Origin of the sequence: Mesorhizobium sp. BH1-1-4, assembly GCF_020165665.1 — a bacterium.
Classification (GTDB): Bacteria; Pseudomonadota; Alphaproteobacteria; order Rhizobiales; family Rhizobiaceae; genus Mesorhizobium.
The window spans coordinates 109,374-122,351 of the sequence record NZ_JAIUIN010000012.1 but is presented as its reverse complement, the minus strand read 5'-3'; the positions used below and the strand labels follow the sequence as shown (position 1 = coordinate 122,351).

The 12,978-nt window shown below is 58.7% G+C and carries 13 protein-coding genes; 10 read left to right on the top strand and 3 right to left on the bottom strand.

The window, feature by feature from the left end; genetic code table 11:
• Position 1 precedes the first annotated feature (1 nt).
• The 3 genes from LB569_RS20655 to LB569_RS20645 all read right to left on the bottom strand — a co-directional run bounded on the left by LB569_RS20655 (position 2) and on the right by LB569_RS20645 (position 3,555).
• Complete coding sequence (locus LB569_RS20655; protein ID WP_224559531.1) at positions 2-2,299, bottom strand: FdhF/YdeP family oxidoreductase; 2,298 nt, start codon at positions 2,297-2,299, stop codon at positions 2-4.
• Between the two features lie 174 nt (positions 2,300-2,473).
• Entirely contained in the window at positions 2,474-2,938 is a 465-nt protein-coding gene (locus tag LB569_RS20650; protein ID WP_224542549.1) for a DUF1348 family protein, read from the bottom strand.
• Between the two features lie 98 nt (positions 2,939-3,036).
• Entirely contained in the window at positions 3,037-3,555 is a 519-nt protein-coding gene (locus LB569_RS20645; RefSeq protein WP_224542548.1) for a Dps family protein, read from the bottom strand.
• A 1,418-nt stretch (positions 3,556-4,973) separates the two neighbouring features.
• On the opposite strand from LB569_RS20645, the gene LB569_RS20640 reads away from it, so the two are divergent.
• The 10 genes from LB569_RS20640 to LB569_RS20595 all read left to right on the top strand — a co-directional run bounded on the left by LB569_RS20640 (position 4,974) and on the right by LB569_RS20595 (position 12,721).
• Positions 4,974-5,414, top strand: a complete 441-nt coding sequence (locus tag LB569_RS20640; protein ID WP_224542547.1) for a nuclear transport factor 2 family protein — start codon at positions 4,974-4,976, stop codon at positions 5,412-5,414.
• A gap of 8 nt (positions 5,415-5,422) precedes the next feature.
• Positions 5,423-5,683: a hypothetical protein gene (locus LB569_RS20635; RefSeq protein WP_224542546.1), complete on the top strand. Its 261-nt coding sequence runs from the start codon at positions 5,423-5,425 to the stop codon at positions 5,681-5,683.
• On the top strand, positions 5,676-6,713 hold the full coding sequence (locus LB569_RS20630) for a zinc-binding dehydrogenase (RefSeq protein ID WP_224559529.1): 1,038 nt from the start codon (positions 5,676-5,678) through the stop codon (positions 6,711-6,713). The genes LB569_RS20635 and LB569_RS20630 overlap by 8 nt, the downstream gene beginning before the upstream one ends.
• A gap of 141 nt (positions 6,714-6,854) precedes the next feature.
• Entirely contained in the window at positions 6,855-7,064 is a 210-nt protein-coding gene (locus LB569_RS20625; protein ID WP_224542544.1) for a DUF2945 domain-containing protein, read from the top strand.
• A 2-nt stretch (positions 7,065-7,066) separates the two neighbouring features.
• Positions 7,067-7,603, top strand: a complete 537-nt coding sequence (locus LB569_RS20620) for a DUF488 domain-containing protein (protein ID WP_318012866.1) — start codon at positions 7,067-7,069, stop codon at positions 7,601-7,603.
• Between the two features lie 779 nt (positions 7,604-8,382).
• Entirely contained in the window at positions 8,383-9,225 is an 843-nt protein-coding gene (locus tag LB569_RS20615) for an alpha/beta fold hydrolase (RefSeq protein WP_224542603.1), read from the top strand.
• A 205-nt stretch (positions 9,226-9,430) separates the two neighbouring features.
• Positions 9,431-10,465, top strand: coding sequence for a DUF4331 family protein (locus LB569_RS20610; protein ID WP_224542543.1), 1,035 nt, complete (start codon positions 9,431-9,433; stop codon positions 10,463-10,465).
• Between the two features lie 69 nt (positions 10,466-10,534).
• Positions 10,535-11,125 carry a HupE/UreJ family protein gene (locus LB569_RS20605; RefSeq protein ID WP_224542542.1) on the top strand — a complete coding sequence of 197 codons (591 nt, stop codon included), beginning with the start codon at positions 10,535-10,537 and terminating at the stop codon, positions 11,123-11,125.
• A 575-nt stretch (positions 11,126-11,700) separates the two neighbouring features.
• Positions 11,701-12,342, top strand: coding sequence for a response regulator transcription factor (locus tag LB569_RS20600; RefSeq protein ID WP_224559527.1), 642 nt, complete (start codon positions 11,701-11,703; stop codon positions 12,340-12,342).
• A 1-nt stretch (position 12,343) separates the two neighbouring features.
• On the top strand, positions 12,344-12,721 hold the full coding sequence (locus tag LB569_RS20595; RefSeq protein ID WP_224542540.1) for a response regulator transcription factor: 378 nt from the start codon (positions 12,344-12,346) through the stop codon (positions 12,719-12,721).
• The last annotated feature ends 257 nt before the right edge of the window (positions 12,722-12,978 follow it).

Sequence of the window (12,978 nt, the reverse complement as noted above, 5' to 3'; positions counted from 1 at the left end):
ATCAGACAGCCTCGACTTGAACGAAGGCCCGCATGATACGAATTGGGATGCCTTTGTAGGAGGGCGTGAAGCTCATCGGGTCGTGCGCTTGAAGCGGCACCAGGGGATTGGTTTCGGGATAATAGGCCGCGCAACAGCCGGCCGGGAATCCATGTGCAACCAGCTTGAAATTGCGCACCACCCGTTCAATGCCATCGTCCGAGACAGTCACCAGGTCGACGCGTTCGTCAGGCTTGAAGCCGCGCTTCTCGATTTCCTCGGCGCTGATGAATAGGACATCGCGTTGGCCGAACACGCCGCGATAGCGGTCTGAGAGCGAATAGAGTGTGGTGTTGTACTGGTCATGACTGCGCACGCTAGTGAGCCATAACACGTCATCATCGAGGTCCGAATCGTCACCGAACCCCTCAAACGGCAAAAAGCTGGCCTTGCCAGAAGCAGTCATCCAGTTGCGCTCGCGCGCCGTGGAGGTGAGATGAAAGCCGCCGGCTAGGCGGATGCGGGTGTTGTAGCTATCAAAAATCGGAAAGACGTCTTCGATGGCGTCACGGATCAGGTTGTAGTCTGCGACGAAGATCTCCCAGTCCACCACTGAGCGTATCCCGAGCGTGGCGTGTGCCATTCCGGCGACGATCGCAGGCTCGCTCTTGAGGTGCTCGGAAGCAGGTTTGTTCATGCCAGTCGACGCGTGCACCATCGACATCGAGTCTTCCACCGTGATGCATTGCGGACCTGCTGCCTGAAGGTCAATCTCGGTGCGGCCGAGGCAAGGCAGGATCAGCGCCTCGCTGCCATGGACAATGTGACTGCGGTTCAGCTTGGTCGAGACATGGACGCTGAGGGCCAGCCGGCGGAAAGCGTCGTGCGTCACCTGCCAGTCGGGGATCGCTGCAACGATGTTGCCGCCCATGCTGATGAAGACGCGCGCCCGGCCCTCGATCATCGCTTCCAGCGCGGTCACGACGTTGTGCCCATGGGCGGTGGGAGGCTTGAAGCCGAAGCGCTTCTCCAGTCGGCTGAGGAATTCCGCAGCCGGGATTTCGGTGACGCCGACGGTGCGGTCGCCTTGGACGTTAGAATGGCCGCGCACCGGGCATAAGCCAGCGCCGTCCTTTCCGATGTTTCCCTTAAGCAGGCACAAATTGGCAAGCTGCTGGACACTTTTCGCACCGTGACGGTGCTGTGTAATGCCCATGCCATAGACGACGATCGCCTTCTCTGCCTTCATGTAGACATAAGCGGCTTCCTCGATCGCAGCGCGCGACAGACCGGATCGGCGCTCGATGTCCTCCCACCTGGTCGCCTTGAGGTCTGCGACGAGCGCCTCGACGCCGTCCGTGTGGCCATGAATGAAATCCCAGTCGAGAGCCTCGATCTGGCGCTCGCTCCGCAGCCGTTCGTCCTCCTCGACCAGCACCTTCATCAATCCCTTCAACACGGCCAGGTCTCCGCCGACCTTCACCTGATGCAAACGTGAACTGATTGGGGTGGATGTCAGGGTCGCCATCTCGATCGGGTTCCGTGGCGCCTGGAAACGTTCCAGCGACCGCTCGCGGAACGGGTTGAACGAGATGATCGCGGCACCGCGCCGCGACGCGTCGCGCAGGCTGGTCATCATTCGCGGGCTATTGGTGCCCGGGTTCTGGCCAAAGATGAAGATGCAGTCGGTCCTGTCAAAATCCTCGAGCAGGACCGTGCCCTTGCCCACGCCGAGGGATAGCGGCAGTCCCACGCTTGTGGCTTCGTGGCACATGTTAGAGCAGTCAGGGAAGTTGTTTGTGCCGTATTCGCGCACGAAAAGCTGGTAGAGAAAGGCGGCCTCGTTAGAGGTGCGACCTGAAGTATAGAACTCTGCCATGTTTGGATCGGGAAGAGCGCTCAGGTGCCGGCCGATGGTGGCGAAGGCTTCGTCCCAACTCACCGGCAGATACCTATCGGTAGCTTGGTCGTAGGCCATCGGATGTGTAAGCCGCCCGGTCATTTCGAGTTGGTAGTCGCTCCATGTCCCGAGCTCGGTGACGGTATGAGCAGCGAAGAATTCCGGCGTGCAGCGTTTCGCCGTAGCCTCCCATGCGACCGCCTTGCCGCCGTTCTCACAGAACTCGAAGGACGAGGTGTGTTTCGGATCCGGCCAGGCGCAGCCGGGGCAATCAAAGCCGAGCGGCTGGTTCATGCGCAGCAGCGTCGTGGCGCCCTTGATCGCAACGTCCTGCTCGATCAGATGCTCGCCAAGCGCCCTCAGCGCACCCCACCCGCCAGCAGGCTCGTCATAACGCTCGATAGACTTCTTGCCACTCATGTATTTGCCTGTTGTTTGAACTCATCTGCCGGCCGACGCCGTCAGGAAGCCGCACGCTGTCGAGTTGCTTGCGACATCTCCCGACGGAGCGATCGGCCCGCTAAAAGGATGTCAGAGGTGGTGGTCGCGTATCACTGGGCTTGCTCCACTGATCACGGACGATCACTCGCCGGATCAGAAGCCGAAGCTACTAAGACCAGGATGGTCGTCGGGCCGGCGACCCAGAGGCCAGTGGAATTTGCGGTCGGACCCCGCGATCGGATGTTCGTTGATGCTGGCGATCCGGCGGCGCATCAGCCCTTCCGCATCGAACTCCCAATTCTCGTTGCCGTAGGCCCTGAACCATTGGCCGCTGTCGTCATGGTATTCATAGGCGAACCGCACGGCGATGCGGTTCCCACCAAACGTCCAAAGTTCCTTTGTCAGCCGGTAATCGAGTTCCCTGTTCCATTTTCGGGTGAGGAAGGCTTCAATGGCTTCCCGGCCCACTATAAACTCGGCACGATTGCGCCACGTGCTGTCGACCGAATAGGCGAGAGCGATTCGGCCCGGATCTCGGGTGTTCCAGCTATCTTCGGCCGACCGCACTTTTTTAGTGGCAGTCTGTTCGGTGAAGGGTGGGAGCGGTGAAGGGTACATGGCGTGTTCCTGTGAGAGAGCAACGGGAGTGGGCAGGCGGCGTCCGTTTGCCATCGGCGCGGCACCGTGTTTCCGCGCCGACGGTTCAAAGCCCGGGGTTAGTCCGCCGTCCGCCCCGCTTCGAAGAGGAACCAGGTGCGGCGCTCGGCCTCGTCGATCCAAACCTCAATCAGGCTGGTCGTAGCGACGTCGTCGTGCTCCTCACAGACCGCGTGGACCGAGCGCAGGAGACTTATGAAGGTGCTGTTATCCTGGGCAAGCTCGGCCAGCATGTCGTGTGGCGTCACATAGGTCGCGTCATTGTCGGAGATCCGCTGCTCCCTGGCGATCTGGCCAATAGAGCGAAGCGTGGTGCCGCCGATCTTACGACAGCGCTCGGCGATGTCGTCGGTGATGGCGAAGATCTGCTCGCCTTGGTCGTCGAGCAATAGATGATAATCACGGAAGTGCGGCCCCGACATGTGCCAGTGGAAGTTCTTAGTCTTCAGGTATAGCACGAAGGTATCGGCCAGTAGCCTGGTGAGCGCGGCGGAGATATCCGACACTGCATTCTCGCCCAGATCGGAGGGGGTGTGGAGTGGTGCGCTGCGAAGACGGAGGGCATTGGTGGTCGTCATCGAGATGATCCTTTGGTTAGCGAGCTCAATGCGAGCTCCATCCCCGCTACCTTGGCCTCGGAACGCCGGCCGGTCTTATATAAATGCCGGGTTTTCTTCCTCAATGCCCGGAAACGAAGGGCAATTCATTGGCCAGCGGGAGCGTCGCGGCAGTCAGCGTGCGGAACGCCGCCAGCCGGTCAGCATACTGAGCATGATGCAGCTGACCTGATACTGCTCGACTAAAGGTCGTCGCCCGCCCGGCGCTACAGTGCGCCTGTGAAAACTCGATCGACCATGAAAGAGCCACTCCCGTGGGCGGTCAAAAGGGACGCCGGAGTGCTCCTCCGCGTTTCCTTGCGAGACGGATTGTCTGATCTCGGTATGTTCCGAGATTTGCCCCCAACGACACGCCGGGCCGCCTCATGAAGGAAACTGGGCTGCTCATCCGCTGAGGGCTACGGCAGGCGCCACAATGCCACTGGCTTTCTGGGGCTCTTCGGCTCGTTCAGGCGCTTACCACCGGCATCGGTCGCCGGCTTGTCTCGAGAGGGGTGACGCCAGTCCATGAAGGGCAATCGCGCCGCCCAGGACGTGGGAGACCCGAGCGCGCGCAGATGGGGCGCCAACCGTCATCGCGGACCGACGAACTGAAGCGTCGCGGTTATGATCTGAAAGATGAGTTGGGCGTGCCCCGGGAGAAGATCCCCGAAGGTTGTCTGCTCCAGGAATGCAAAAGAAACACGGAGCCGTCAGTTGGCCCTAAGGATTGCCGAACGGCAACGCGATCCGGCTATTCGATTGAGCGAAGATCTATGACCGCCTGATCTAGTGCCTGCTCGTCACCACTCCAACCCAACCGGGTTCCATGCTCCTCGAGCGTTTGGCGTGTTGCCGTCAGTGCGATTTGCAGTGTGGCGAGATCAGCCAGAACTGAAGAGGACAACGGTCTGCCATCTGCTGCGATCGTTTCAACCGCCTTCGTCCTCGCCGCCTCGAGTGCGACGGAAAGTGCTCGAACTGTATACACGCTGGGCATGGCTTTCTCCTTGTCAACAACCCGGCACCAAACCTTAGTGTATCGGTGGTTTATTTGCCTTGTGTGCTGCAACGGTGACACAAAATTCGGGCAGGTTCTTTTCCAAAGGCATGCTGCGTTTCGTCTTTGACTGTTGCAGAGACCGGATATCGACAGTCGCGGAAAGGCCATCGCAACAGCTTCCGCTCCCCGGAAGGGACATACTTCCCAATTTTACGGGAGCGCTCGACCACGATGGTCATCCACGCATTCGGCGACGTGCCACGCAATGCCCAACCAAGCTGGATCAGCCAAGCCTCAGAACCAGCCGGACAGTACCTTCGCACGACAAGATCGGCCGATCCGACAGCTGATAGCCCGGGCCTCCCACGAGTTAAATGCGTTGGAAAGGAGTATAGCAATGAATTCCGAAATGACTGACATCGAACAGGTCCGACTAGCCAAGGCGCGGTACTGCCGTTTTGTCGATACCCGGGATCTAGAGCAATTCGCCTCACTTTTAGAACCGACAGTCGAGGTCCGGGTTTTCAGCGCTGAAGGCGAACTCATCGCAAGCTTCGATGATCGTGACAGCTATATGGAAGCCATCCGCAGCTACATTGCGGGCTCGCACTCGATCCACCAGCTCCACAACGACGAAATCAATCAGATCTCGCAAACTGAGATTACCGCCATTTGGTCGATGGAGGACGTGCTTGTCTTTCCTGGAGCGGCAGCCGGTCTTCCTGCTCAGATTAAGGGCTACGGTCATTATCATGAGCTATGGAGGCTTGGCCCTTACGGTTGGCGCCTCGCGAGCATGACGCTTCGCCGGACGATCTTCCAAGTCACCAACGCGTAGGGACGATCATGACTGAAAATCCGATTTCTGTCGGAATTATCGGAGTGCATCCCTACAAGGGCTGGGCGACGATCACACACGTGCCGGCGCTCCAACGCCTGCTCGAACATCCCGTCACCACCATCTGCAACAAGCGGGTGAAGAGCATGGCGCCAAGTTGCCCACGCTCCCCAGCGGACTTGAGGAACAGCGCTCTCGCACCGGCCTTCGACGATGCCGCTGAAGTCCGGAGCCTGATCGATGCGATGGGAGGGGCGGCGGATGTGTGAGACGATGCTGGCGCTTGTCATGACGCGTGCGGGCGGCCCCGAGGTCCTTGAAACTCGTGAGATCGCGCGGCCACGCATTGCGAACGATACCGACATCCTGGTCCGCGTGATGGCGGCAGGGATCAACCCGGCCGACGTGCAGAACCGCCGCAACGGCGCGATATATGGAAGTAGGCCAAAAGATTCGTTCACAATCCTCGGCATCGACGGTGCCGGGATTGTCGAGGAGATCGGTTCGGCAATAACCCATCTACGTCCCGGAGACGCGATCTGGTATAATGACGGTGGCTATACCGGCAATTTTGGCAGCTACGCCGAATACAAGGTGCTCAATGGGCATTATGCCGCCCGAAAGCCCGTCAGCCTAGGCTTTGTCGAGGCGGCGGCGTTGCCCACGGTGGCGCTCACGGCGTGGGAAGCGGTATTCGATAAAGGTGGGGTCACGCCGGGTAGCTTCGCTCTGGTGCATGGCGGCGCAGGAGGTCTTGGTCATATCGCTATACAGTACCTGCGCAGGCTCGGCGCCCGTATAGCGGCAACGGTTTCAAACGACGCAAAGGCCAGCTTTGTGCTGTCACTTGGTGCTGAACTAGCGATCCAGTATCGCGAGCAGGACGTTGCCGCCGCCTTGCGCCGCTGGACCGGAAAGGCCGGCGCGGACACGGTCTTCGACTTCGTGGGACACGAGAATTTTGCGCGAAGTTTCGACCACGCCGCGCCGTTCGGCACGCTGGTGAACACCGTTGTCTCGCCATGGCCCCGGGGAAGCAACGACGCGGCGGAATGGAACAATCTCGACGTCCGCTTCGTCAACATAGGGCAGCCGCAGATCGCAGGCGACCATGTTCGCCGGCTGAGACAGACCGACATTTTGCGACGGGTTGCCGGAATGGTCGATCGCGGCGAGTTATACCCTCATGTGGACCGGGTGGTTTCGTTCGGCGGCGTCGGCGCGGCACACGACGCTCTGGAGAATGGCCGTACGATAGGTCGCGTTGTCCTTTCCGTCGCCCCGGATCTGGCTGCCTAGCTGGCGACCAACAGTGCCCAGTTTAGCAGAGCCCACACCTGATTCAACATGGCCGAGGCGAACATTGGGGCGGTGGGGGGACCATACGAACGCGTTCAGCGCTAAGTATGGCGAGGAATCGCCAAGTCGGAAAGGTAAAGCATGCCCAAATATCGCTATGGCGATCGCGTCACCTGGAACTCAGAAGTGGGACCTGTGAGCGGTAATATAATACGAATTCACCAGAAGGATTTCGTCTTCAAGGGATACACTCACCACGCCTCGGACAAAGAGCCGCAATATGAGATAAGGAGTGACAAGACGGATCATGTCGCAGCCCACAAAGAGGGGGCGCTCTCCAGGAAGGTCTGACCGTGGAGTTTTATTCAATTGGGCATTCGACGCGCTCTTTTCCCCAGTTTGCGGCGATTCTGGAATACGCCTCCATCGACCTGATTGCCGATGTAAGAGCGTTTCCCCGGTCGCGCAGCAATCCGGCGTACAACGTCGATATCCTCCCGATCGCTCTGGAGAAACACGGTATTTCTTACGAATACTTCCCTGATTTGGGCGGCCGCCGACAGCGGCAAATCGAGATGCCAGACGAACGCAATGCCCTCTGGCAAAATCGAAGTTTTCACAACTATGCGGACTATGCTCTATCAGCCGCTTTTCAAGCATCTCTTGACACGCTCATCTCACGAGGCCTCACAAACAGATTGGCAGTCATGTGTTCGGAGGCCGTTTGGTGGCGTTGTCATAGACGCATAATAGCCGACTATCTCATTTCACGCGGTCATGAAGTTTGTCACATTATGGGCCTGGGGCAAATGAGCCGGGCGGCGCTCACCGCTGGTGCGGTCGTCACCGAGCATGGATGTGTCGTTTACCCGCCCAGTAAGCCCGACTAGCGAAGCCGGCTCTATTCCGTATCGCAAGTTCGACCTGATGGGTGCGTTGCCGATGCGAATATGTCGAAGATAACGCCGCCCCGACGAAATGTCAGCGAAACGTCTGTCCGGGACCGCCCCCCGCGCGCTTGTTCAATGACATGCCGGTTTCGTGACATAGAAGGGTATTCCGCCAGGGGCTTGCGAAGACCTGGCGTTCAACCCGATTGTGACGGTCCCCTCTCGATTGCGCGGGAAACCTCCAAAGCAGAGAGCGCGGCAAGACCCTGTTCCTTGAGCACAATGCTACCGTCGCGATGCCGCATCGAAACAGTTAGGACGCCATTCGGTGATAACGGTCTAAGCAAACCGTGAGGTCGCAGGCTCCGGCCACCGACGGCGCCGATCCGCATTACCTTCCGTCAGAGCTCTTTGATCGTCGACCCGCAGTAACCTTTTTCAGACCGTTGCCCGCGGGCGACAGGTGCAGTCTCCCTGGACTGGAGAGGCTTTGACGGCACGCGAGAGTCTATTCCAACTGGCCAGCCAGCCCTTCTGATTGTGCTCATATACAGCCTAACGACCCACTAGTACGATTCTGGCTCCGCCGTTTCCTGACTAGTTTCCAACCGTGAGCTTAACCCCTGGAGGCGATGGACATGGACGTACAAGCACTCACTCCGGCATTCAGATTCAACCGCCGCGAGATGGTGGCCGGTATGGCGATCCTTGCGGCCACGCCCTTGCTTCCCGTTCCAGCGTCCGCGGAGGACGCCAACCTCGCGAAAGGACAGCATCTAATGAGCAGCGGATTTATCAGGACCAGAGACGGCACGGAGATATTCTACAAGGACTGGGGTCCCAAAAGCGCCCAACCTATTCATTTCCATCACGGCTGGCCGCTCTCTTCCGACGACTGGGACAACCAGATGCTATTCTTTCTGGCGAATGGATATCGAGTCGTCGCCCATGACCGTCGCGGCCATGGCCGTTCGACCCAGGTGTCCACCGGCAACGATATGGACCAATATGCGGCAGACGCCGCCGCCGTGGTAGAGCATCTTGACCTGCGGGATGTCATCCATATCGGCCACTCGACGGGTGGCGGCGAGGTTGCCCGCTATGTAGCTAGATTTGGCGAGCCGCAGCGCCGCGTTGCCAAGGCCGTTCTGATCAGTTCGGTTCCGCCTCTGATGCTGAAGACCGCCTCCAATCCTGGGGGTACGCCGATCACGGTGTTCGATGGCTACCGCAAGGCGCTGGCAGCCAACCGGTCGCAGTTCTATCTCGATGTCGCCTCCGGCCCGTTCTACGGCTACAATCGGCCCAACGCCAAGGTCTCGCAGGGTGTAATCGAGAATTGGTGGCGCCAGGGTATGATGGGTGGCGCAATCGCACAGTACGAAGGCATAAAGGCCTTCTCCGAAACCGACCAAACGGACGACCTGAAGGCGATTACCGTGCCGACCCTGATCATGCAGGGAGAGGACGACCAAGTGGTTCCTTACAAGGATGCTTCGGTGCTTCAGCACCAGCTGATCAAGAACAGCACGCTGAAGCTTTACCCCGGCTATCCGCACGGCGCCTTCACCATCCATGCAGACGTGTTCAACCCGGAAATTTTGTCCTTCCTGAAAGGGTAATGGGGCGAGCACCCAACCTGGAGAAGACGTGCCGTGTGCGCCTTCTCCAGGCCGCTGCCTTTGTCGGTGAGGGCAGGGGGATAGCCGAGACCGGGGAAACTGCGCCGAGCGAGCGCGACATGCTGGAAATATCAGCCGGGCGCGAACTGTTGAACCCTAGGTCAACTTGCCTGGCCCGGCCGGCAGAACTCATTTGGAGATCGTTATGTCCCACCATCTTGATTCCCCGATTGCACGCCAGGACATCCGACTCGACATTACTGACCTGTACGCCTTTCGTGGGACGACAGGCACGGTATTCGCGATTAATGTCTGCCACTCGATTTTTGGTAAACTTCCGGTGCCTGGGTTTCATCCGGAGGGAATGTACGAGTTCAAGATCGATCTCAACGGCGATGCGGTCGAGGAGATCACCTTTCGCGTAACGTTCGATGCTGCGGACGCGGATGGCAGTCAACGCTTTTTGTTGCACCGGATAGACGGGAAGGATGCAGGCGATCCGAACGCGCCTGGAGTGGCGATCATCGATGGGGTCACCAACCGAGGCGCGACATCGGCGAATGGCCTTCGCCTCTGGGCAGGAAAGGCCGGGGACCCGTTTTGGATCGATCCTGACCTCCTTCACGCGATGGGCCATGCATTCCAGGACGGCACAGCCACCAACCTTGCTGAGTGGGATCCGGCAAGGGCCCGAAATCTGTTTGCCGGCCACACTGTCTACTCGATCGTGCTCGAAGTTCCCGACGCCGAACTGCTCACCGGGGCCGCTAGCAAGCGCCTCGGAGTGTGGGCTGTCGCGACCTTAGCGACCGACGCGGGCGGTTGGCGCCCGATCAACCGCATAGGACTGCCGATGATCCACCCGCTGTTCACGCAATTCGACGAGGATCTGGGCAATGTGCTGAACACCGGACGGCCGACCGACGATTTCGCAACTTACGGTCTACGGACCGCCCAGGCCATCGCGGCGGTCGTGGCCGCCAACGGAACCTCGGAAGACCCTTCGGGCTACGGTTTGGCGGTCGCCCATCGTTTCTTCCCAAACATCCTACCCTATGAGGTGGGCACGCAGGCGACATTCGGGTTTGGAGAATGGAACGGCCGCTCTCTTACGGATAACGTTGCCGACGTAATGTTCAGCATCGCGGCCAACGCGCCAGTCCGCCTCGGCATCGGCAAGGAGTCTGTAACTTCGAAACCGTCGACCATCTTTCCCTATTTACCTCCGCTCAATGCCTGAGCGCTCCCAGACGCATTAATTGCTGATGCCAATAGAATTTCAGACTGAGCCAAGAAAGGAAAGACGGATATGTTGAAGCTACTTTCTGTCGTGACCGTGATCCTGATGTTTAACGTCGTCCCCGCGTTTGCGCACCTCAACCCCGGGGAGCACGGCTCCTTTCTCGCAGGCTTGTCTCATCCTTTCTTTGGCCTCGATCACATCCTGGCAATGGTGGCCGTGGGTTTGTGGGCTGCTCTGCTAGGAGGGAGCGCCAAATGGCTCGTCCCGTCAGCGTTTGTCGCAATGATGATAGTCGGCTTCGTTGTATCCCTGCTCGGGGTCGGCCTTCCGTTCGAAGAAGCCGTCGTTACCGTGTCAGTCGTCATTCTCGGTCTGCTCGGTTTCGTGGCACTTCAAGCTCCAACATCGGTGGGAATGCTATTGGTGAGCTTCTTCGCATTTTTCCATGGATACGCACATGGCGGCGAACTTGGTGAAGCGGGGGTGTTTCCGTTCCTGATAGGTTTTGTCATCGCGACTGCTCTTCTCCATGCCGTCGGCCTGAGGATAGGTATTGGGTTATCGCGACCTGCGATTGACGGAACGCAACGTCGGATCGCCCAAATGGCTGGCGGCCTTACCGCCTTGGCCGGTTTCTGGATGATCGCTGGCGGTTAGTAGCCTCATGTAGTTCGACCGAACACTGGCCACTCGCCGGCTTCGGCCGCTCCCCGTCAGCCCCTTTGAGGCCGGCAGGCCACGCAGCGGTCGCTCCAGCGACGGCGCCGATCAATATGTCGCAACATGAATTGCGTGGCCGTTTCCTCGCGATGACTCTCACCACGGCTGATCATGCGGCTGCATGTGCGGCCGTCGCAAGCCGCCCCGGTCGCACCCATGCCGCACCGACCGTCCAAATGTCGAATGTCTCGCGAGAGACAATGCCACGATCATCGCGATAGTGCGTAACGGGCACCAACTTGACGATTGCGCTCGCGATGTGCCGCAGAGATACTGTCTCGCCATGTCAAAAGGCAACGACCTGCCGTCGGTCAGCATCTCAGCTGATTACGGGCACCAATATCGAACTGACCTGCCGAGGTGATTCGATCACCATTTTCCGCAGCGAGACACTCCGATAAAGGTCCTACAATCATTGTTATCCATTACATCGCATGCTCTCGTTGTCTGCTAGACTGTCGAACGAGCGGGGTTCTTACCGCTAGTTGAGGGCAGGGAGCGGAGAACTCCGGGTGGAAGGTTCCGATCACGTCATCTTTCTCGTAGACGACGATGCTCGGGTGCAGGAGTCGATCAGTGACTTCCTAGCATCGGCGGGCATTCGGTGCATCGCAGTGGGGTCGGTAAGCGAGTACCTCGCATACCCACGGCCCGACTTGCCCAGCTGTATTGTGCTTGATATCGAGCTTCCGGGCGTAAACGGGCTTGAATTCTATGACCAGATCGCCAGCGGCGATCATCCACCGGTTGTTTTTATTACGGGCCATGGGGACATCCCCTCGACGGTCAGGGCGATGAAGCGAGGTGCCGTTGATTTCCTCACTAAACCCTTCCACGAGTCGGATCTGCTGATCGCTATCAAGGTTGGGATTGAGCGAGATCGGGAGCATCGTACGAAACAGGACGAGTTGGGTGTACTCCGACGCCGCTTTGGCGAGCTTACACCTCGCGAGCGAGAGGTGTTCCCGCTCGTGATTAGCGGGCTTATGAACAAGCAGGCGGCAGCAGAGCTCGGGATACGCGAGGTCACGTTCCAAATTCATCGAGCCAAGGTCATGCAGAAGATGCGGGCAGCCTCACTTGCCGATCTGGTGCGGATTGCCGCCACGCTTGATATCCCGATAACTCATTCCCGGCATGCAGGAGCTTTGTGAAGTGAATTCCCGTCAGTGGGTCGTCGCGATCGTGGACGATGATCCGTATCTACTTGAGTCTCTGGGAGATCTCCTGGAGTCAGCCGGGCATAAGGTCCGTTCCTATGACACTGCGTTGTCTCTTCTCCAGGATGATCGCTTGTCGGAGGTGGACTGCCTGATCACCGACATCGGCATGCCGGTGGTGGATGGGGTTGAATTGCAACGGAGGGCGAACGCTCGACTTCCCAGTCTTCCTGTCATCTTTATCACAGGCAGGGAGGAACTGGCGACGCAAAGAAGAGTAATCGAAGCTCCTGTTTCCAGAGTTTTTCAGAAGCCGTTTGATACCAGAGCATTGCTTGATGCAGTATCCGACGCTCTCTTATTTCGCGATTGACGAGGACAACATTCCTAGACCCTTCTCGAAGATGAGGACTTGCATAAAGAGTTTTCCGTTGACCGGACCAAGGCCGTTAGTCGGTCCCATCGTCCTTCTGGTCGTGACGAGGATGAAAATGCGACTGAGAAAGCCATTGCGACAGCGCAATTGTTCAAAGACAGTCGCCGCCCTTTTGGCCGGTGATCATTGGCAGCCGCAACGTTACGCAACGAGCTCGGATAGAGCCCTATGACGTACCAGCGTAGGCTCGCAGA

Bases quoted from the DNA above. Each gene is read 5' to 3' on its own strand.
- LB569_RS20655 (WP_224559531.1), bottom strand. From the start codon at position 2,299: ATGAGTGGCAAGAAGTCTATCGAGCGTTATGACGAGCCTGCTGGCGGG.
- LB569_RS20650 (WP_224542549.1), bottom strand. From the start codon at position 2,938: ATGTACCCTTCACCGCTCCCACCCTTCACCGAACAGACTGCCACTAAA.
- LB569_RS20645 (WP_224542548.1), bottom strand. From the start codon at position 3,555: ATGACGACCACCAATGCCCTCCGTCTTCGCAGCGCACCACTCCACACC.
- LB569_RS20640 (WP_224542547.1), top strand. From the start codon at position 4,974: ATGAATTCCGAAATGACTGACATCGAACAGGTCCGACTAGCCAAGGCG.
- LB569_RS20635 (WP_224542546.1), top strand. From the start codon at position 5,423: ATGACTGAAAATCCGATTTCTGTCGGAATTATCGGAGTGCATCCCTAC.
- LB569_RS20630 (WP_224559529.1), top strand. From the start codon at position 5,676: ATGTGTGAGACGATGCTGGCGCTTGTCATGACGCGTGCGGGCGGCCCC.
- LB569_RS20625 (WP_224542544.1), top strand. From the start codon at position 6,855: ATGCCCAAATATCGCTATGGCGATCGCGTCACCTGGAACTCAGAAGTG.
- LB569_RS20615 (WP_224542603.1), top strand. From the start codon at position 8,383: ATGAGCAGCGGATTTATCAGGACCAGAGACGGCACGGAGATATTCTAC.
- LB569_RS20610 (WP_224542543.1), top strand. From the start codon at position 9,431: ATGTCCCACCATCTTGATTCCCCGATTGCACGCCAGGACATCCGACTC.
- LB569_RS20605 (WP_224542542.1), top strand. From the start codon at position 10,535: ATGTTGAAGCTACTTTCTGTCGTGACCGTGATCCTGATGTTTAACGTC.